This window comes from Bradyrhizobium barranii subsp. barranii (assembly GCF_017565645.3).
In the GTDB taxonomy this organism is placed as follows: Bacteria; Pseudomonadota; Alphaproteobacteria; order Rhizobiales; family Xanthobacteraceae; genus Bradyrhizobium; species Bradyrhizobium barranii.
The window spans coordinates 6,793,228-6,812,786 of sequence record NZ_CP086136.1 but is presented as its reverse complement, the minus strand read 5'-3'; the positions used below and the strand labels follow the sequence as shown (position 1 = coordinate 6,812,786).

Here is a 19,559-nt window from a genome sequence, read left to right as displayed (position 1 = left end):
GCGGCCAGCCATTGGGGGATGGCTGGCCGCGCGCGAACCGGTCTGGGACGGGGAGGGGTGGGGATGTGACCGGGCCGCGTAACTCGTTTTCCTGACTGCTAGTTCTTGGCGCTGGCGGTGGAGACCGCCGGCTTGGTGTCGCCGAGTGAGACCCAGACATTGGGGTCGCTCTGTGACTGGCGCTTGACGAAGCGGTAGCCGGTCTCCGTCCAGGCAACGACGTTCTCATTCTGATTGTCGAGAACGAACTCGCCCTTGTCGGTCTTCACCGTCAGCACCGCGTGTCCTTCGCCCTTCTTGTCCCGCACGACGGTGATGAGCAGGGCCTCGCGCGGCCATCCGGCATCGATCAGCATCTTGCGCTTCAGCAGCACGTAGTCTTCACAATCGCCGTAACCGTCGGTCGGCAGCGACCACTTCTCGATCACGCCCCAGTGCTCCTGGTCGGTCAAAGGCTTGACGGTCTCGTTGACCCAGCGATTGACCTTGACGAGGTCGCGCCATGCGGCCTGCGACATCACGATGTCGCGCGGTTGCGTCGGCGCGCCCTGGCACTGAGCGGCATTATCCGCACAGAACTCGACCCAGCCGATCGGCGCACGCGTGGTGTCGCCGAGGCTCGCGTAGAGCAGACGGCCTTCGCCGGCCTGCGCTGCCGCGCTGATCCCGAAGAGCATGGCAGCCAGTGCCAGCCCTTTCCCCTGTCCCCTGAAGTCCAACATTGCGGCCCCCGTTTCTTGTTGGGACCACATTTCGCATGGAGCTTTTGAGTTGCCGCTAAGTCGGCCAAGTCAAGTCGAGACGAATACAAGTAAAAGGCGCGATTAATTCGATCTATACTTGAATCGAATTCGACTAAGATTTGAAATGACTTCAATTGATTCAAATTTTATCTATTAACGCGGAAACGCTGGCGGAACTGTTGTTTGCACGCGCTCGCAGCCCTCGCGTTAACCCGCGCGAGGCGGTCGCCGGACACGAAAAAGGCGGCGTCCGCATCGCGGAGGCCGCCTTCAGGGCTGGAAATACAGGCGTTTTAGCGTCCTTGCGCTTTACCGCGCGGTAACGCTCTCTTCGAGAGTCTCTATCGGCTGCTCGTGCATGAACTCCAGCGCGAAGCCGTCCTCGAGGTTTCGGACCACGCGGCCCTGGACCCGGCCGAGCAGCACGATCGATTTCACCGGCGGGCGGTTCTCCGCGGCAATGGCGGCACCGGACAGCGAGAGGTCGATGATGCGGCAGGTCATCTTGGTGCCGTCCTCGAGCGTCAGCACCGCGATCGGGTTGCGCGGCACGATACGGTCGTGGCGGCGATCCTCCGGCAGATTGAGGATGTCGCGGTTGGCAAGCCAGGTGAGCTGGGCCGCCAGCTTGTCGCGCTTGCGGGGCGTCGCCCCGACCGTCATGGCGAAACCGTTGTCGATGATGCGGGTGATCTTGCCCTCGACCCGCCCAATATGGTCGAGATAGGCGACCACGCGGTCGCCGACATTGCCGATGCCGGGGGCCAGAAGCGCCAGTCCGCCCGGCGACATGTTGATCACCTGGCAGGGGAATTCCCGGCGGTCCGGCAGCATGTAGCGGCCGAGCAGGTGAACCTTCACCCGCTGGAAACGCCGTCGTTCCTCGGCGGCCGGAAGAAATTTTTTGTTCGCCAACGCCATTTTCACAACCCGACCCCCCGCCTGGCGGAGTCCGGGACGACCCTAAGGTGCACAGGGTTAACGCCGCGTTAGGATTGGGCGCGTCGATTACGGACAGACACAATGCGCTCGAAAAGCCACATCAGCGGCGGGCAGGCCAGCACCGTCAGCGCGCCGAGGTCGAGTGCCACCGCGGCCGTCCCGGCCCATTTGGCCAGCCGGCCGGCGACCGCCGGTCCCAGCATCATCGCGGCATAGAAGAGAGTGTAGAACACGCCCATGCCGATCGCCCTTGTTTCCGGCGCGAGCACGCGGGCGGCCAGGCTCATGATCGGGCCGGCCGGATGGCCGCCGATCAGGCCGATCAGGACGAGGACCGTGATCACCGCATCCGATCGCGGCAACCAGGCCAGCAGCCCGGCCACGATGAGGCTGGCTGCGGTCGCGAGCGTGAGCGGACGCTTGAAGCGGTCGGCGAGATAGCCGCCTGCCGGCACCGAGATCACCGACAGCCACATCACGAGGCTGATCGCGGAGCCTGCCGCCGCAATGCTCCAGCCGCGCTCGGCGAGCAGGGAGGGGCCGAACGAGAAGATCATGGCGAAGCCGACATTAAAGAGTCCCCAGATCAGGCCCGCGACGATCACCGCCAGCAGCGCGAGGGGATCGAGCCGGCCTGGGCCGGCCGCGCTGACTGTGGCACCCGGCGGCGACTGATAGAGCGTGACCAGCACAATACCGATGGCCGTGAGTGCGCCCGCCGCCAGGAACACCGCGCTCGCGCCATAGGCCGTGCCGATCGCCGGCAGCACCAGCAGCGAGATCGCGACGCCGGCCGGCCAGGAGTTGACGAAGATCGCCATCGCGGTCGCGATCTCCTTCCCGGCGAACCAGTCGGTGCCCATCTTGGTGAGCTGCACCGTCAGCAGCACGCCGCCGGCGCCGGAGACGAGCCGCCCCGCCATCTGCCAGCCCCAGATGTCGGTGGTGGCCATGACGAGGCTGCCCGCGGTCATCAGCAGCAGCGCTGCGATCGTCGTCGGCTTGTCGCCAAGAGTCCGGCCGATCGCGCCGCCCGGCAGCGCCAGCACGATGCCGGGGGTGAAATAGAGTCCGATCAGGATGCCGATATCGGCGAGCCCGACGCCAAAAGTCTGTTGCAGCAACGGCGCGACAGCGGCCACGCTCTGGAACTGGAACGCGATGGTGAGGCGCACGACGAACAGGATCGCAAGAATGCCCCAGCGATTGCGCAACGTCTCATCTCCCCAAGCCCTCTCTCGAAGGTGCGGTGGAGAGGGACGAGAGTCAACCGGCTGTCTTCCTCGTCGCGCGTCCGTAGAGAAGGCACAGCAGCGCCAGCAGCACCGCGGCCGAGAGCCCGAGCGACCAGTGAATGCCGATCGCCGCGCCGAACAGGCCGACGGTGATGCCACTGAAGGCCCGCATGCCGAGGCCGGCCATGTTGTAAAGACCCACGACGCGGCCGCGGATGTCGTGCGGTGCGTTCAACTGCACCAGCGCCTGCGCCATGGTGTTGAAGGACAGCTCGAAGAAGCCGGCAAAGAACAGCAGCACGATCGCGACCGGATAGATCCGCACCGCGGCGAAGCCGAGCAGCGCCACGCTCCACAGCATGGCGAGCATGATCGCGGTGCGCGGCGTGCCCTTCAACCGTCCCCATGATTCCAGCGCGATGCCGGCGAGCAGTGCACCTGCGGCGTCGGCCGCGAGCAGAACGCTGTAGGAGACGCCGGGATCGCCGTGGCCGAGATCGCCGGCAAAGCCCGGCATCTGGGCGTGATAGGCGTTGCCGATCATGAAGGAGGTGAGGCCGGCGAGCCACGTCATTGCGGTCAGCACCGGTTGCGTGCCGATGGCACGCATCGTCAGCACGATGTCGGCAAGGCCGCGCATGGCGAAGCGCCGCACCGCGACGCTCTTGTCGCGCACCGGCGCCCAGAACAGCCACAGCAGCATCGGCAGGTAGAACAGCGTGTTGAAGATGATGCCGTGCGAGGTGCCCAGCGTGAGCATGATGACGCCGCCGACGGCAGGTCCGACCAGGATGCCGAGATAGCGCGCCATCGCATTCAGGCGCACCGCGCTCGGAAGATCCGCGGGACCGACGAGGTCGTAGAGCAGAAGCTGGTTCGGCGTCTGCCACAGCACGCCGGCGCAGCCGTGGATCACCAGCAGCAACATCGCGTGCCACATCTGGATGGTGTCGGTGATGAAGAAGAAGCCCCATCCGGCCGAGGCCACGATGAACAGCAGCATGCCGCATTGGATGATGCGCCGCGGATCGAACCGGTCGGCGAGCCCGCCGACCGCGACCGAGAACAGCAGGAACGGCAGCCAGTGCGACAGCACGGCAAAGCCCCCCAGCGTCGGCGAATGGAATTTTTGGAACACCACCCAATAGCTGATCACATGCTCGATGTTGTCCGCCATCATCGCCAGCACGTAGGCGATGAACTGGAGCCGGTACGGCACCGACTTCATCGCCGCGAACGATCCGGACGCGACAACAGGATTTTGGGGAAGGGGGTTCAAGCGATCACCTGGGTGGGACTGTTCGGGCCTTACACGTTCGCCGCCGGCCGCTCAAGACACTTGGGTGTATGTCCGTAGCCCGCAACCCGGGACCGCCGACCCCGCATTCCGCAGAGCTCCATGCGGGCTACGAAGCAGCGCGTCACGCGATCTCCGTCGCCAGAAACGACCTGACCACCGCAGCAAACTCATCCGGCTTGTCATATGGCAACCCATGGCCCGCATTCGCGATCACCTCATGGCGGAGGTGTTGATTGAGCCCCTGCAGCTCCCGCGCCGTCTCGACGGAGACAACGCCATTGTCTCCGATGACAAGCAGGCTCGGCACGGCAATGGCTTTGACAAGCTCGCGATAATCCGGGTTCGGCGGCGTGAGAACCTCGAAGGCGCTGATCTCGGTCCGCAGCCGCGCATCAACGATCAGGTCAAGCAGCTCGGATGAGCGGTGCGGATGCCGCCGCCGGGCCTCGGCCAGTACCTCATCCTTGTCCTGCCCCAGAAGCCGGCGATGCTGCTCGGCGACATCACTCTCGTAAACCTCGCGCTGGCGCTCCGGTGGCAGGAAGGTCGGATCGGCGAGGATAACGCTGCGAATGGCCGTACCCATCTCGCTCGCAACCACGGCAGCGGTCATGCCGCCCATGGAATGGCCGAGCAGGATCGGGGCAGTCAGCCCGAGCGCGTCAATGAGGCCGATGACGTCGTCTGCGAGATCGCAGTACCGATACCCGCCGGACGGTGCGCTCGACGCGCCATGTCCTCTCGCAGAGGGCATGATGACGTCGTAGCCGTCCTCGAGAGCGCGCGCCAGCGGTGTCCAGCAGGCGCCGCTTCCGGTCAGACCATGCAGCGCAATCAGCGCAGGCTTGTCGTCCCCGGTCCGTAAATAATGGATGTCGATGCCATTTGCCGCGCAGGTTCGGCTCGTCCAGTTTGTCATTCGCAACGACTGTCAAAGAATCAACGCCGACGCCATCCTACCCCAGCGCCTTGACGTAAACCGCATAGGGCACGCCCAGAATATCCGGCGCCTCGCGAACCCTGGTAAATCCCATCCGCTGATACATCGGCAATGCGACCGTCATGATCGGCGTTGTGTGCAGGGCGATGACCGGCGACCGGTCGCGCTCGGCGCGGCGCAGGCATTCTTCGGTCAATTGTCGGCCGATGCCCTTGCTGCGCGCGGCCGGATCAACCACCAGCATGCGGATGATCGGCCAGGCCGGATCGAAGAAGGCCGGCTTCGGGGCTTGCGGACCGACATAGGCGACGGCGCCGACGATCTGGCCGCCATCCTCGGCGACGATGATCTCGCCGGTTTTGGCAAGCTCCGGCATTTTCGCGACATGGGTCGTAAACAACGGCCAGTCGGAATAATCCTGCTCGAATTGCGCGAAAGCCGCGAGAGCGACGCGCACGATCGCTTCCGCATCAGTCGGCTGATAGTCACGTAGCATCGGCATCATCCTCGATCGTAGCCCGGATGGAGCGTAAGCGTAATCCGGGACCGCCTGTCCCGCATTCCACGCTGCGCCATACGGGCTAGGAGCCGTCTCATCCTAACCCAGCGTCCGGGTGTAGGCATTTACGGGTTTGCGCGAGTCGTCAGTATTGACACTTGGCGGCCGTCGAGCCACCTTTCTTTCAGGTGGATACGACCTGCCGCTTGCACCCTTTACGGGATGGTGAACGTATCGCATGCATCGTCTTGGCCCCTTTGCCGAACAACGGGTCAGCAACGCAAGCACTGGCTTCCCGAAGTGTTCAAGCAAAGGAGTAAGCCATGCGCGACTTTCGCGATGCTAAAGCTATGGCGCGCACGCTGCGCGCCTCTCTCGCCTCCAAAGGTCTCAAGATTTCGGTCGCCGAAAGCCTTGAGCTGACCGCCGAGCTGTTTGGCTTGGCTGACTGGAATACGCTTGCTGCCGCGATCCGACGCGGACCGACGGCGTCTGACACGGCCTCGGCTCAGCCACCGCGTGCGAGCATCAAATGGCCTTCGGGATTTACCCGCGAGCTCGATCTGACTCTGAACAGGGCTCTCACTTACGCCAAAGCGCGAAAGCACGAGTTTGCGACGCTGGAGCATCTCTTGCTTGCGCTGCTGGACGATCCGGATGCCTCGGAAGTGATGAAGGCCAGCGAGGTTGACCTCGAAGCCCTGAGGCGAACCACAGTCTCCTATATCGACGATAAGCTGAGCACTTGGGTGATGATCCGCGACGAGCGCGACACGACGCCGACGGTTGCATTTCGACGTGTGGTGCATCGTGCGACCGTGCGCAGCCTGAAACGTGAAACGAGCGGTCTGGACGTGTTGGCGACCATGTTCAGCGAAACTGCAAGTCCTGCGGTTTGGCTCCTGAGCGAGCAGGGCATGACCAGCGAAGGTCTTGAGAGAGCCCCTCCTCGCGCAAGTTGAGAGAACAGTGAACCTTCTGCCCCGGTGCATTTGAGGTATGCACCTCGGTATTTGCAACGCCCCACGGCTGTCATAGGCTGATCGTCGGCCGCACCAATCAATCATAACAAGCAGGCCGCGAGGACACACCCATGGACCAGATCCGCGTCTGCACTCACGCAGGACCGGGCTCGGAGCCCGTCATCAAGACCGTGCCATGGCCGAAGGTCGGCAAAAAGGCTGCGCTGATCAAGGTCGGCGCCTGCGGCGTCTGCGGCACCGATCTGCACATTCTCAAAGGGCATTGGCCGAAGCCGTTACCCTGGCCGTTCACGCTCGGCCACGAGCTCGGCGGAATCATCGTCGAATGCGGCGACGAATTCACCGAGGACTTCATGAGCAAGCCGTTGAAGGTCGGATCAAAAGTGATGATCCCGCCGCTGATGCCCTGCGGCCATTGCTATTACTGCATCCACTATCCGCAGACCGCCAACAAGTGCCTGACGCCGGTCTATTACGGCCGCTATCTCGGCTTCGACAAGGCGCCGCACATGTGGGGCGGCTGGGCCGAATATGTCTATGTCGATCTCGAGATGCTGCCGGGCACCAAGATCTACAAGCTGCCCGACGACATGTCGTTGCGGCTGGGCGCGCTCTCGGAGCCGCTGACCTCCTGCATCCGCGCCTTCAACCGCGCCAGTCGCGCCGGTGGTTTTTCCTGGGGCGACACGGTGGTGATCCAGGGCTCGGGTCCGATCGGCATTCTCGCGGTCGCGGCCGCCAAGGAGATGGGAGCGGGGCGCGTGATCTGCGTCGGCGCGCCGGAGGAGCCGCGGCTCAAGCTCGCGCGCGAGTTCGGCGCGGAGGCGACGGTCAACATCGAGGAGATCAAATCGCCGCAGGAGCGCATCGCGCGCGTCCGCGAGATCGTAGGTCACTTCGGCGCCGATCTCGTGATGGATTGCTCGGGACATCCGACAGCCGGCCCCGAAGGCATCGAGATGCTGCGCGACGGCGGCACCTATGTCGAGATGGGTCAGTTCACCGATGCCGGCTCGATCGAGACCTCCTGGCACCGCATCTGCACCAAGGACCTCAACGTGCTGGGATCCTGGGGCTTTACCGGCAACGATCTGCCGCTCGGCGTCGACATGCTCTACCGCACGCGTGACAAATATCCCTGGCTGAAGATGCAGACGATCTATCCGTTCACGGAAGCGGGCGTCGCGCAGGCAGTGAGGGATGCGATGGCGATGAAGACGGTGAAATCGACCATCGTGCCGTGGCCGGAATTGGTGGACTAGACAATGCCGTCCATTCCACCCGATCTCGCTGCGTTCCTGGTCGAAGCCAAGCGGCGCACCTATGCGGGGCTGGACGACGACGCGACCGTGGCCGCGCCGCTGCTCGCCGGCTCCAAGCAGCTCGAGCATCGCGCGCCACCTTATGCCTATCGCGATATCTATTTCGGGATGGGGTTTTTCGTTGGCCAAGAGACCGTGTCACGGGATGACCGTGTCATCTGGTCGATGAGCTACAGCGGCGGCGCCCGCGCGGACATCACGGATCGGTCCACGCTGCTCGAGATCTACAAATTCCTGCGCCAGGCGCTGTTGGGCGTAAGCGTCGAGGAGCCTTATCGGGGACCGCGCCTGTTCGAGCAGGCGGGCATGGTCTACCGCAACGAGGTCGAGGGTTCGCTCGATCGTTTCCATGGCGTCGAGACGATCGCGCGGCATGATGGCGCGCCGCTTCATGAGCTGCACTATAGCGGTGGCCTGCTGCGATAGATGATCCGTAGCCCGGATGGAGCGAAGCGCAATCCGGGTTCGAGCCCGTGGCTCCCCGTATTCCGCTGCGCTTCATACGGGCTACAAGTCAGAGTTTGGAATGAACGACGATATGACAGACAAACAGACACCTGAACCAAACCGGCGCTCCCCCTTCAACGCCATTCGCGCGATCGACTACACCGTCATCTTCGTGCGCGACATGGCGGCGATGCGCCGGTTCTACGAGGACGTCCTCGCCTTTCCGCTGCTGCGCGAGCTCTCGCCGAACTGGATCGAGTACGGCCTGGGCGGCAACACGCTGGCGCTGGCGAGACCGAGCCGGACCGCGGCCGACGCGCCGACGCCGGCGGGCAGCGCTTCGCTGCAACTGGCCTTCAAGGTGTCCGCGACCGAGGTCGATCAGTGTGCCGATGAACTGGTGCGGCAGGGCGTGGCGCTGCTGTCACCGCCGACGAACCAGTCGTTCGGACACGGGACGCTGTTCTTTCGCGATCCCGACGGCAATTTGCTGGAAATCTATGCCGAGATCTGAGGCGCCCAAAAAGTTCCATCGGGAATCCCCGATCTATCCATGTTAAGGTGAAACTTAGGCCCAGGTTCCGACTTTCACTTCACGGGAGAGGTATCGTGAAGCGAATCCTGAAACCCGTTACTTACATCCTGGCGGCCATCTACTTCCTGGTGGATGCCGTCTTCATGGCCGTCGCGCGGCCAATGGCGCGCTGGATTGGGCGGCATTTCGAATTCAAGTGGTTGCGCACCTGGATCAGGTCGCTGTCCCCTTATCCCTCGCTCGCCCTGTTTTCCGTGCCCGTGATCATTCTGGAGCCGATCAAGCCGGTGGCGGCCTACCTCGCTGCAACAGGTCAGATCGTGAGCGCCGCCGTGACTTTCATCGTCGGCGAATTGCTCAAGCTCGTGCTGGTCGAGCGCCTGTTCCATCTTACGCGCGACAAGCTGATGCGGATTCCGGCGTTCGCCTGGGCGTACGGCAAGTTCTCCGAGGTGAAGGCGTGGCTGCAGGCGACTGACGCCTGGCGCGCCATCCGCGCCCTGAGCCGCGCGGCGAGGGACACAGTTGCACGGGTAAGGGCGAGGCTGGTCGGCCGCTTCAGCAAGCTGGCGACCTCCAGAGATTAGACGCGCGCCAAGCGCGTTGTCCTCTATGCGAGCTTGCGTGCTGCGGCTGTGGCCTTGTCGCCCGTGTTCGGGGTGCCGGTGGGCTCGATGAGCAGGAGGTGAACCTCCTCGCGTGCCACCGGGCGATGCTCCACACCTTTGGGCACGACATAGAGTTCGCCCGGACCGAGCGTCACTGTGCGATCCCGCAATTCAATGTCCAGACTGCCTTTCAGGACGAGAAAGAAATCGTCGGTGTCATCGTGCTTGTGCCAGGTGAACTCGCCCTTCACCTTCACCACCATCACGTCGCAATCGTTGAAGGTCGTGACCGTGCGCGGCGACCAATAATCCCCAAAGGTCGCGAGCTTGTCGGCAAGCGATATGCTGTCGGCCATGTTTCCCCCTTTGCGCTCTTGTGAGGCACGATTTGGGATCAAATGACCGACGTGGCAAGGCCAGCTATTTGACATGTCCTGATAACATGGCCTCCGCCCATTCCGGGCGGCCGTTGGCGAGCGCCTGCGCGGACGCGGCTTCCCAGTCGTATTCCAGGGCCAGCAGTTCGACTTGCCAGCCTCTTGTTCGTTTCGTGAGGATCGCGTAGCGGGCGTGAGGCGAGCGATGCTCCAGGTTTGCGGCAAAAGGAATGTCCGCGAACACCGGGCAACCAACGCTGCCGGGATTGAGGACCAGGCGGTCGCCCGGGCCCTGAAGAGCCGCCTGGCGGTGGCTGTGACCACAAAGCACGACACGCGCCGTTGGCGCGCTCGAAAGGCGCGCGGTCAGCACGTCGCGACGCGCCGGCACGAAGCGGCCGTCCTCGAGCGCTTCTTCGAGCAGGCACGTCGTATCGTCGTCGGGTGTGCCGTGGCAGGCCAGGATCCCGTCGTCCAGCCGTATTTGGGAGGGCAGGCTGTGAAGTGCGCGGCGCTGCTCCGCGGTCAATGCGCTACGCGCAAACAGACCTGCCGGCGAGAGCTTGTCGTCTGGAAACTCCTCAATCCAGCGATCATGATTTCCGCGCACCGTCGGCAACGACAGCGACTGGAGAGCCTCGAAAGTTTCCTTTGGCCACAGCGGGCTGGTGACGCAATCGCCGAGGTTGACCGTACGATCGACGCCGCGCGCCTTGATGTCGGCCAGCACCGCTTCCAACGCAGCGAGATTGCCGTGGATATCGGAAATGACTGCCAATCGCATCGTCGTGCTCCCCGTGCTGCTTTGCCTGAACTTAACTCTGCCAGGTTACCGGACCAATCTAGCATCGGCTGATGGGACGTTCACCAACCAGCCATGGCTGATCTGATGTTCCTTCACCACCGTCGCGCCCACGACCTTGGTCCCCTCCAGCTCCCGCACGATCCGCTCGTCCGGCCCGACGATGCCGCGATCGAACTCGCGGTCCGGCGTGACGAGGATCATGCGCTGGCCCATGATGGCCGGGCGTTCGGCATAGATCGCGCAGCCCTGGCCGGGTTTGCAGTGCCGGCACCAGCTTCCAGCCGGTTTGGCCAGCGCCTGGATGGCCATGACCTTGCAGCAAAGCGTGCAATCGCCGCAGGCGCGTTTGGCGGAAGGCGTCACGCAGTCGTTCCCTCTAAGCCGGTTGGCTTCAGGTTAACGGAGGTGGCCGCGAACGTCCGCTGCAACCTTCAGGCGCGGTTCTTTCCGTCAAGCCATGCATCATAGGCATGGTGATTCCAGAGCACTTGGCGTAAAGAGCGCCCTGATCACATCCAGCGTGCGGCCGGGCCGTTTGCCGCGCACGCAACTCAGGTCCGCCGGTTCACCGTTCCGCGCCTGACATTAACCAAGGTTCTCCATCCCGTGTCCTTTCCGGCCCTGACCCCGCCGCTCGCCCACGCTTTGGCCGAGCGGAACTATGATTCACCCACCCCCGTCCAGCTCGCCGTGCTCGCGGATGAAGCCGCCGACCGCGACCTCCTGGTTTCGGCCCAGACCGGCTCCGGCAAGACCCTCGCGTATGGCCTCGCCATGGCCAAGGATCTGTTTGGCGATGCCGAGCGGTTCGAGCAGGCGGGGGCGCCGCTCGCCCTGATCGTGGCGCCGACCCGCGAGCTCGCCTTGCAGGTTCAGCGCGAACTGGCATGGCTGTATGGGCATGCCGGCGGGCGGGTCGTCTCCTGCGTCGGCGGCATGGATCCGCGGCGCGAGCAGCGCGAGCTTGCGGCGGGCGCTCACATCGTCGTCGGCACGCCCGGCCGGTTGTGCGACCATTTGCGTCGCGGCCGTCTCGACATCACGGAATTGAAAGTGGTCGTCCTCGATGAGGCCGACGAGATGCTCAATCTCGGCTTTCGCGAGGACATGGAATTCATCCTCAAGACCACGCCGGAGACACGCCGCACGTTGCTGTTCTCGGCGACGTTCCCGCGCGGCATCGTGGCGCTGGCCAAGCAATATCAGCAGCAGGCATTTCGAATCGAGGTCGCCGGCGATGAAGGCGGTCACGCCGACATCGAGTACCGTGCCATCAGGGTCGCCCCCGGTGATGTCGAACATGCCGTCGTCAACGTGCTGCGCTTCTACGAGGCGCCGAGCGCGCTGGTGTTCTGCAGCACGCGCGATCACGTCAGGCATTTGCAGGCAGCGCTGCTGGAGCGCGGCTTCTCCGTGGTCGCGCTGTCAGGCGAATTGACGCAGAACGAGCGGACCACGGCGCTGCAGTCGCTCCGGGACGGACGCGCCCGCGTCTGTGTGGCGACCGACGTCGCCGCCCGCGGCATCGACCTGCCGAGCCTCGATCTCGTCATCCATGCCGATCTGCCCAACGACGCCGAGGTGATGCAGCATCGCTCCGGCCGCACCGGGCGGGCGGGCCGCAAGGGGACGAGCGTCCTGCTGGTGCCGCCTGTACGGCGGCGACGTGCGGAAATGCTGCTGAATGTCTCGGGGATCGACGCGGTCTGGGGAACGGCGCCGCAAGCTGAGGAAATCCGCAAGCTCGATCACGACCGCATGAAGGACGTGTTGTTCACCGAGGAGACGACCACCGACGATCTGGTGCTGGCGCAGGCGCTGCTGGCCGAGCGGTCGGCCGAGGATATCGCAGCCGCACTCGCGCGGCTCTATCGCGCGCGGCTGCCGTCTCCCGAAGACATCATCGATCCCGGCGAGCGAGCCGGCCGGCCGCGCGACGATCGCGGGCGCGACAATGTCCGCGCACCGCGCGACGATGCCCGCACTTCGCGCGGCGATGATCGCCCCGAAAGAGCCCGACCCAAATCAGGAAAATCGTCGGCGAAACACGGCATGGCGGACGGCAGCGTCTGGTTCCGGGCCAACATCGGACGAAGAAAGAATGCGGAAGCACGCTGGCTCTTGCCGATGATCTGCCGCCGCGGCGGCATCGACAAGGGCGACATCGGCGCCATCAAGATCATGGACACGACGACCGAGTTCGAAATTTCCGAGCGGGTCGCGGAATCCTTCGCTGCCAAGATCAAGCGTCCGGACAAGGAAGACAATATCCGCCTCGAGCCGATGACCGATGCGCCGCAGCGGCAGGCGCCTTCGGAGGAGCGGTCAAAGCCGCCCCGGCGCGAGAGCGGCGACAGCGATCATCGCGAACGTCGCGACGATCGCCCGCGCGATGCAGCTGGATTCAAGCCACGCGACAAGGCTCACGGCGAGCGCAGGCCGAAATTCGACGATGCTCCTTCGTTCGGAAAGAAAAAGAAGCACAAGAACAAGCCTGGCCATGCCGAGCCGGCGGTCACGCCGTGGACGTTGAAGGGCGCGCCTGGAAAAAAGAAGGCGAAGAAAAAGCATCGGGGCTGAACTGCGCCTGACCGTGCAGACTGCAATGATGCCGCCGGATTGCGCCGGCGACATCATCTGAGAAGTCAGCTGCGAACTCAGCGGCCACCGCCACCGCCGACACCACCACCACCACCACCTCCGCCGCCACCACCGGCATCACGCATCGACGAGCTGTAGCGGGGGTCGGTCTGCTTCATGTAGATGGGCGAGGTGTCGTGAGTGAGGTTGACGCGGCTTCTGCCACCCGGGGTCGACGTCTCGACCAGGATACCGCAGCCCTCGAAGAAGGCGGAATCGCAGCCATAGGTCCGGACCTGCGCCGCGTTGGCACTGGTCGCGTGAACGCGGCCGCCGCAGCGAGTGCAATCAAAGCAACTTTCGACAATGTGAGTTTCATGGAAATTCTCCAGTCTCGGATCGGCGAGACCGGAACGGCCCGCGCACACCTTCGACGGGGGGTTATCGAAGGCGGTTCGAGCGACGGCTTCACGCCCGCGTGAGCCGGGCGGGGACGTTATGTCGCAGCGAGGTCGCGAAGCATGTAGGTCGCGCCTTCGCCATAGGAGGCGAGCTTTGCGCGCGCCTCCGCATCCGCCGCGACGGGCCGGAAGCCGAGACGCTCCCATAACGGCCGCGTGGCGTAGACCGAGACCAGCGCGAGCGTTGTGATGTGTGATGCGCGCGCCAGCTTCTCGATATCGGCAATATAATCGCGCGCGACGCCACCGCGGAAATCGGGCAGCACGGCGACGTCGTGCACGTAGAGACAATCCGCATCATCGGGCAGTTGTTGCAGGAAGCCGTTGAGCGGCGGAATGCGGTGCTGCTTCCACGGATGCGCGAGCCCGTAGCCGGCGATCTCTTCGTCGGCGATGAGCAGACGGCAGCCATCGGGACAGAGCCGCATCTTCTCCGCGAACACGTCGGGACTCTCAGGGAGATCGGGATGGATCCGCGCTGCGATCGCGCTGATCGCGACCAGGTCGGTGGCGCGCGCGGGACGCCAATACGGCTTGCTCATGTCGGTCCGTTGGTCGGTCTCACCCATTCCAGTTTATTCCGTCGCGACGATGCGCGCAGCGAAAAATATCTTTGCCGCCGTCTCAGGAATACGAAGCGTTGCGCGGCGTCCTACCCCATGCAAGCCAATTGCATGACAGGAGAACCCATGACGTCCTCGATCCGCCTCGCGCTCACGCTCGCCGTATCGCTCGCCATCATCCCCGCTGCCTTCGCCGCGCCGCCGACCAAGACCGGCAAGTCCGACAAGGGCAACGTGCTCACCGACGCCAAGGGCATGACGCTCTACACCTTCGACAAGGATGCGGACGGCAAGTCGGCCTGCAACGGACCGTGTGCGACAAACTGGCCGGTGCTGAAGGCCGAGGCGAGCGATGCCGCGGCCGACGGCTACACCGTCATCACGCGCGACGACGGATCCAGGCAGTGGGCTTACAAGGGCAAGCCGCTCTACACCTTCGCCAAGGACCAGAAGCCCGGCGACATCACCGGCGACGGCTTTCTGAACGGCGCCTGGCATCTGGCGATGCCGTGAGCGGACAATCCGCCGCGGGAATGCGAGGTGGTGTCTGACATTGACGAGATGCCACCGGTCTCGTGCCTCGGACGCAGCGCAACGCCGCATTGGCGATGCGACGTATCGTTCAATGCGGTGCGCTGCGGAGCGGCTCCATCAACTCGCAATCAATCAATGACAGGGCGCCATCTGGAAACGGCCGAATCCTCGCCGCGCCCCCAGCGGAAGGCTACCGGCGGCGGCGTCTCCGAACCGCTTGCCGGACTGATCTCAAGTTGGCGGGAGTAATCGCGACAACTTCGAAGAAGTAAAAACGCCGCCCGTGGCGCGCCGTCGCTTGAATCGAATTTATTCAAGTCGAGAGTCCGAAAGCGAACCGAAGGCCCGATTTTGGTTGGTCATAGTTGGTTCCGGCAGGGGGTGAAAGCGGCATATCGGCAGCAGCATCCCTCCATTTGAGAGTAGGGGCACTGGTTTCCCGGTGCGGTCCGCACCTGGGAGCTTCTGGGAGTCTTCAATCCATTATCTGGTTTCGCGTGAGGGGATGAATGACCATGAATGATGCCAATCTGAAAGCCGAGACGAACGCCACTGCGCTGAACGGGACGGCGAATGGCGGTGCAATGCCCAGGTTCGACCTGCCATTTTTCAACTTCCAGGCGATCTTCGGCGATCTCGCCGAGCAGGGCGCCGCCCGGGCCAAGGCAAATTTAGAGCGGATGAGGGCGGCTTCCGAGGAGGTCACCGAAGCGCTCCGCGAAGCCTGTTCGACCAATGCCACGCGTGCCGCCGATTACGGCACCAGGGTCATCGAAATATCAAACATCAATACCAGCTCCGCGCTGGAGTTCCTGTCCCAGCTTGCGGATGCGAGGTCGTTTGCGGATGTCGTGAACCTCTCCACCACCCACAGCCGCAAGACCTTTGAAGCGGCTTCTCGCCAAAACCGGGAGCTTTGGGACCTCGCCCAGAAGGTCGCAACCGAGACGGCCGAGCCGATCAAGAAGAGTTTCAACCTGGTTCTGCATAGGGCTGCTTGAATCGAGGCTACTGGCCGCGTGGATCGGCTGGACGAGCGTCTTCGCCAGAAGGGACGCAGTCCGGCCGAGGCGGCGAAGCCTTGCCGTGAGAAGCCTTGCCGTGAGGTGATGCCAAGCTGGAGGAAGTCAGGATGGGTATGGTGATGATCAAGTGCCCGGAAACGGGCCACGCCATTCCGACGGGCATCGAGATAGATCGCGAAAGATTTCGGTGCAGTACGGTGTTCTTTTCGCGCACATATTGCGGGATGTGCGCGGCGACGCACGAGTGGTTCGCCAGAGAGGCCTGGGTCTATGAATCGGTCTTGGCGAACGGGAAGTCCGGGGGCGGGCAGCCGTTCCGCGCGGGCGCGGTGTGAAGCCGCCTGACGGCATCCTGCGAAACGATCCGATCGATCCTGCGGCTCATCACCTTGTAGCACTCGCAGGCGACGACCTCGAGCCGCGGCCTGTCGATCTCGAGTTGGCCGCGCCGACTGGATTTCAGGGCTCTTGAGGTTCGAAGTGCGCTCACGACGTGCGTGACGGTGGTCCGCCGGACGCCGAGCAATTCCGACAACGTCTCTTGCGTCAGGTGCAGGACGTCACCACCGCCCTCCGTCCGATCGTGAATGTGAAGCAGCCAGCGGGCGAGGCGGGCCTCGACGGAGTGCAGTGCATTGCAGGCCGCGACGTGCAGGAATTGCGTCATCATCGCCCTGGTGACGATCTGAACCGCGCTTGCGAGGGCGGGACTGCGTTCGAGCGTCGCTTGAAATCGCGCGGGCGAGATCTGCAGTGCGGTCCCGGCCACGCGGACAACCGCCGTCAGGGGGGAGCGGACGGGGCCGAGCGCCGTCATGAGGCCGACGACGCCGTCGTTGCCGATCACGGCGGTTGCGGCTGCCTGTCCGTTCGGCAACTCCATGATGAGAGCGATCGCGCCGCTGCACGGGAAGCAAAGGTGCTCGACCCGGTCGCCCGATCGAACCAGGACTGCATCGTGCTGGAGCGGTACTTTCCGGAGATACGGTGCAAGCAAAGCGAAGTCGGCCGGCGGTAATGCAGCTAACAGGCGATTACCAACTCTGGTCGCGTGCTCCATCACGGGGAATCGTCCCTCGACGGAGGCCCGGCGGCGAGCAAACGCACCGTCTCCGGCCGAGCCGCGTTGCCGTGCAGGCATATGCCCGGCAAACAGCTAAACGTCCTGCAGCAGGTAAGGTTCCAATGATGGATCGCGAGCCTGGCTCACGCTGCCGGCGCGGGCACCAGTCCGTAGCGCAGCATCGTCTCTTTCATCTTCGCGGGATCGGGTGGTGCGCCGGCCGACAGGAGTGCGGCCATCTCCGTGAAATATTGCGGGCCCAGCACCCCGGGGCTCAGGATGCACAGGCATGTTGCCGGTCCCGTCGAACGGTTGGTGAAACCGTGCACGATGCCGCGCTTGATGAAGACCGATTCTCCGGGGCCGAGATCGTTCTGCTTGCCGTCGATCGTCCAGGTCGATACGCCGGACAGCCCGTAGATGGCTTCGTCCCAGCGGTCGTGATAGTGCGGGATCGGCATTCGCGCATTCGGCTGGAGCGTCATTTCGAAGATGTCGACGCTGCCGCCGGTGTCGTCCTTGCTGTGCAGGAAGCGGAGCTGAAGCGTACCGAAACTGATGATGTCGGACATGGCTGTGTCATCCCGGTGAGAGACTGTATCGAGGTCGCGGCGTTCGCCCTCGTCGAAACGAAAACTACCTCAGCCCCTCATACACCATCAGCCCGCGTGCGATCTGCAATTTGCGGATTGCGCGCGGCAGCAGCTTCTCCGGCTGATGCAGATAGCGCCAGGAGGTGAGGGTGAATGCGGACAACGCGCCGCATTCGTCGTTGAATGGTGCGAGCACGCCGGTGACACTCACCGGCGTATGCGGGCGGGCGTTGAAGGGCAGCAGCAGCAGCTCGAGATGCGCCTTGCTGCCATCCTCGCGCGCGGCGGTGATTCCGGCGATCGCACCTAACGTCTCGTCGGCGACGATGGTGGTGATCTCCTCGATCTCGCTGCGGCTGGCCTCGGTGAACAGCGCAGCAAAGCTCTGGTCCTTGAGGTCGAGCCCCGCGAGCGCGCAGACGCGCGTGCCGGCGACGCGGAACGGGAAGCCGAGGTTTTGCTCGCAGGACAGCACGAAGATATCGCCGAGCAGGCCGCGGACCGCGGCCGGATCGATATCGGCCCGATCAGGGGCCCGCGCAGTGCCGCGCTTCTTGTCCCAATACGCGAAGAACGCGCGGCTCGACGGATGTTTCATGACTGAACGCTTACCCCGGGGCGCTAGCTCGCGGGACAAACCTGTCCCGCTTCAGTGCACCCGCGATCCCTTTCGTTGTTGTGCAGGAGGGGATTTGCAGCGTCCATGCCGTGGAGGCGTTTTCGGGCCCCGGAGGCTGTCTTTGCTTCGTTAACGTTAAATTAACTATGCGCTTTCCGTCCGGCGCCCGGCTGCTATGGTGATCGCGGTCGCAAGCCTCGCCGCTTTCATCCAGGTTCTCGGCGGGGCCTGTACACGGGCGTCAAACAGTTTGGTCGCGGGCCGCGGGGAGGGGTGGGGATACACCTTATTCCTCTGGGTACCGGAAGACCGACACGGACAGGCAGGGCTTTCCCAGGGCCCTGCCTTTTCCTTTTGTGCACTTGCGCAAGGCCGGCAAAGGCGACTATCTCCAAGGCTGTCGTTAAGCCTGTCGCTCCGATCGCGCCTGAAAGCGAAGCTGCCTTGGATTCCCCGCAAGATTCTCCGCCGGAGATACCGGCCGTTGTCGAGGAAGCTCCGCGCGAGCCGATCCTGACGCTGCCGGTCGCGCTGACCGCCTATATCCTCCTTTTGGCGGTGATCCATCTGCGGGTGCTGCTGCCGCCGGAACTCGAGAACTGGACCATCGACGTCTTCGGCTTCATCCCGAAGCGTTACGATTCCTCGCTGCTCAATCTGCAAATCCCCGGTGGGGCCGGCGCCAAGGTCTGGACTTTCGTCACCTATTCGCTGCTGCACGCCAATCTGACCCATCTCGGCTTCAATGTGCTGTGGCTGCTGCCGTTTGGCAGCGCGCTGGCGCGGCGCTTCGGCGCGATCAGGTTCTTCCTGTTTCTCGCGGTGACGGCAGCGGCCGGCGCGCTCGCCCATCTCGTCACCCATGAGCACGCGGTGGCGCCGATGATCGGCGCCTCGGCCTCGGTGTCCGGCGCGATGGCGGCGGCGATCCGCTTTGCCTTTGTCCGCGGCAGCTTCCTGTCGTTCAACCGATCAGACGCCGATACCGCCGCAAGGGTTCCGGCACTGCCGCTGTCGCGCGCGCTGCGTGACGGGCGGGTGGTCGGCTTCCTCGCCGTTTGGTTCGGCGTCAACATCATCTTCGGCGTCGGCGCGATCGGCGTCGATTCCGAAACCACGAGCGTCGCCTGGCAGGCGCATATCGGCGGCTTCTTCGCGGGCCTTCTGCTGTTCGCGCTGTTCGATCCCGTGCCGCGCGTGCGAAACGATGCTGCGGATGCGTCATCACAGGACATTTCGAACCGCATTTGAAGCGGCGCTTGCGGCGCCGCCCGAATTCATCCATCATTCCCGAGAAGAATGTTCCGAAGCGACAAGCCGCTAGCGGCGATGCTTCGCAAAGCGCCTCAGCGTGCAACCGGCGCCTAAACTGTTAGTTGAAGACT

22 protein-coding genes and 1 pseudogene are annotated in these 19,559 nt (G+C 63.9%); 9 read left to right on the top strand and 14 right to left on the bottom strand.

Annotated features, from left to right (window positions below; translation table 11 throughout):
• Positions 1 to 98 precede the first annotated feature (98 nt).
• From J4G43_RS33330 to J4G43_RS33305, 6 genes are all read right to left on the bottom strand, one after another.
• Positions 99 to 722: a transglutaminase-like cysteine peptidase gene (locus J4G43_RS33330; protein ID WP_028154093.1), complete on the bottom strand. Its 624-nt coding sequence runs from the start codon at positions 720 to 722 to the stop codon at positions 99 to 101.
• Positions 723 to 1,052: 330 nt separating this feature from the next.
• Positions 1,053 to 1,664 (bottom strand): PilZ domain-containing protein, encoded by a 612-nt coding sequence (locus J4G43_RS33325; protein ID WP_063982484.1) that lies wholly within the window; start codon positions 1,662 to 1,664, stop codon positions 1,053 to 1,055.
• 68 nt (positions 1,665 to 1,732) lie between these two features.
• Entirely contained in the window at positions 1,733 to 2,899 is a 1,167-nt protein-coding gene (locus J4G43_RS33320) for an MFS transporter (protein WP_208087522.1), read from the bottom strand.
• Positions 2,900 to 2,951: 52 nt separating this feature from the next.
• Positions 2,952 to 4,148, bottom strand: coding sequence for an MFS transporter (locus tag J4G43_RS33315; protein WP_063982486.1), 1,197 nt, complete (start codon positions 4,146 to 4,148; stop codon positions 2,952 to 2,954).
• A 193-nt stretch (positions 4,149 to 4,341) separates the two neighbouring features.
• Complete coding sequence (locus tag J4G43_RS33310; protein ID WP_085398447.1) at positions 4,342 to 5,139, bottom strand: alpha/beta fold hydrolase; 798 nt, start codon at positions 5,137 to 5,139, stop codon at positions 4,342 to 4,344.
• Between the two features lie 37 nt (positions 5,140 to 5,176).
• Entirely contained in the window at positions 5,177 to 5,656 is a 480-nt protein-coding gene (locus J4G43_RS33305; protein ID WP_085398449.1) for a GNAT family N-acetyltransferase, read from the bottom strand.
• A gap of 326 nt (positions 5,657 to 5,982) precedes the next feature.
• Between J4G43_RS33305 and J4G43_RS33300 the strand changes: the two genes are divergently transcribed.
• The 5 genes from J4G43_RS33300 to J4G43_RS33280 all read left to right on the top strand — a co-directional run bounded on the left by J4G43_RS33300 (position 5,983) and on the right by J4G43_RS33280 (position 9,533).
• Positions 5,983 to 6,621, top strand: coding sequence for a Clp protease N-terminal domain-containing protein (locus tag J4G43_RS33300; protein WP_208087521.1), 639 nt, complete (start codon positions 5,983 to 5,985; stop codon positions 6,619 to 6,621).
• A gap of 131 nt (positions 6,622 to 6,752) precedes the next feature.
• The gene (locus J4G43_RS33295; RefSeq protein ID WP_208087520.1) at positions 6,753 to 7,904 is read left to right on the top strand and encodes a zinc-binding dehydrogenase; all 1,152 of its coding nucleotides are present in this window, start codon (positions 6,753 to 6,755) and stop codon (positions 7,902 to 7,904) included.
• A gap of 3 nt (positions 7,905 to 7,907) precedes the next feature.
• On the top strand, positions 7,908 to 8,390 hold the full coding sequence (locus J4G43_RS33290; RefSeq protein WP_208087519.1) for a DUF5680 domain-containing protein: 483 nt from the start codon (positions 7,908 to 7,910) through the stop codon (positions 8,388 to 8,390).
• 112 nt (positions 8,391 to 8,502) lie between these two features.
• On the top strand, positions 8,503 to 8,925 hold the full coding sequence (locus tag J4G43_RS33285; RefSeq protein WP_208087518.1) for a VOC family protein: 423 nt from the start codon (positions 8,503 to 8,505) through the stop codon (positions 8,923 to 8,925).
• A gap of 95 nt (positions 8,926 to 9,020) precedes the next feature.
• Entirely contained in the window at positions 9,021 to 9,533 is a 513-nt protein-coding gene (locus J4G43_RS33280) for a hypothetical protein (RefSeq protein ID WP_085398442.1), read from the top strand.
• A 23-nt stretch (positions 9,534 to 9,556) separates the two neighbouring features.
• On the opposite strand, the gene J4G43_RS33275 is transcribed toward J4G43_RS33280, so the two are convergent.
• The 3 genes from J4G43_RS33275 to J4G43_RS33265 all read right to left on the bottom strand — a co-directional run bounded on the left by J4G43_RS33275 (position 9,557) and on the right by J4G43_RS33265 (position 11,099).
• Positions 9,557 to 9,910 (bottom strand): cupin domain-containing protein, encoded by a 354-nt coding sequence (locus J4G43_RS33275; protein ID WP_028154742.1) that lies wholly within the window; start codon positions 9,908 to 9,910, stop codon positions 9,557 to 9,559.
• 64 nt (positions 9,911 to 9,974) lie between these two features.
• Positions 9,975 to 10,715, bottom strand: coding sequence for a metallophosphoesterase family protein (locus tag J4G43_RS33270; protein WP_208087517.1), 741 nt, complete (start codon positions 10,713 to 10,715; stop codon positions 9,975 to 9,977).
• A gap of 45 nt (positions 10,716 to 10,760) precedes the next feature.
• The gene (locus tag J4G43_RS33265; protein ID WP_208087516.1) at positions 10,761 to 11,099 is read right to left on the bottom strand and encodes a hypothetical protein; all 339 of its coding nucleotides are present in this window, start codon (positions 11,097 to 11,099) and stop codon (positions 10,761 to 10,763) included.
• A 243-nt stretch (positions 11,100 to 11,342) separates the two neighbouring features.
• Between J4G43_RS33265 and J4G43_RS33260 the strand changes: the two genes are divergently transcribed.
• Complete coding sequence (locus J4G43_RS33260) at positions 11,343 to 13,316, top strand: DEAD/DEAH box helicase (RefSeq protein WP_208087515.1); 1,974 nt, start codon at positions 11,343 to 11,345, stop codon at positions 13,314 to 13,316.
• Positions 13,317 to 13,393: 77 nt separating this feature from the next.
• Here J4G43_RS33260 and J4G43_RS56090 read toward each other — a convergent pair.
• Positions 13,394 to 13,695: pseudogene (locus J4G43_RS56090) on the bottom strand (hypothetical protein).
• Between the two features lie 117 nt (positions 13,696 to 13,812).
• Complete coding sequence (locus J4G43_RS33250) at positions 13,813 to 14,319, bottom strand: GNAT family N-acetyltransferase (protein ID WP_208089483.1); 507 nt, start codon at positions 14,317 to 14,319, stop codon at positions 13,813 to 13,815.
• Between the two features lie 147 nt (positions 14,320 to 14,466).
• On the opposite strand from J4G43_RS33250, the gene J4G43_RS33245 reads away from it, so the two are divergent.
• Complete coding sequence (locus J4G43_RS33245) at positions 14,467 to 14,853, top strand: COG4315 family predicted lipoprotein (RefSeq protein WP_063982498.1); 387 nt, start codon at positions 14,467 to 14,469, stop codon at positions 14,851 to 14,853.
• Between the two features lie 530 nt (positions 14,854 to 15,383).
• Positions 15,384 to 15,875 carry a phasin gene (locus tag J4G43_RS33240; protein WP_225005274.1) on the top strand — a complete coding sequence of 164 codons (492 nt, stop codon included), beginning with the start codon at positions 15,384 to 15,386 and terminating at the stop codon, positions 15,873 to 15,875.
• Between the two features lie 292 nt (positions 15,876 to 16,167).
• On the opposite strand, the gene J4G43_RS33230 is transcribed toward J4G43_RS33240, so the two are convergent.
• From J4G43_RS33230 to J4G43_RS33220, 3 genes are all read right to left on the bottom strand, one after another.
• Complete coding sequence (locus tag J4G43_RS33230) at positions 16,168 to 16,959, bottom strand: Crp/Fnr family transcriptional regulator (RefSeq protein WP_210387686.1); 792 nt, start codon at positions 16,957 to 16,959, stop codon at positions 16,168 to 16,170.
• A gap of 146 nt (positions 16,960 to 17,105) precedes the next feature.
• A complete protein-coding gene (locus J4G43_RS33225) occupies positions 17,106 to 17,534 on the bottom strand; it encodes a cupin domain-containing protein (RefSeq protein ID WP_208087514.1) in 429 nt (142 codons plus the stop codon).
• Positions 17,535 to 17,598: 64 nt separating this feature from the next.
• Positions 17,599 to 18,153, bottom strand: coding sequence for a PAS domain-containing protein (locus tag J4G43_RS33220; RefSeq protein ID WP_208087513.1), 555 nt, complete (start codon positions 18,151 to 18,153; stop codon positions 17,599 to 17,601).
• Between the two features lie 465 nt (positions 18,154 to 18,618).
• On the opposite strand from J4G43_RS33220, the gene J4G43_RS33215 reads away from it, so the two are divergent.
• Positions 18,619 to 19,425, top strand: coding sequence for a rhomboid family intramembrane serine protease (locus J4G43_RS33215; RefSeq protein WP_135216656.1), 807 nt, complete (start codon positions 18,619 to 18,621; stop codon positions 19,423 to 19,425).
• Positions 19,426 to 19,559 lie beyond the last annotated feature (134 nt).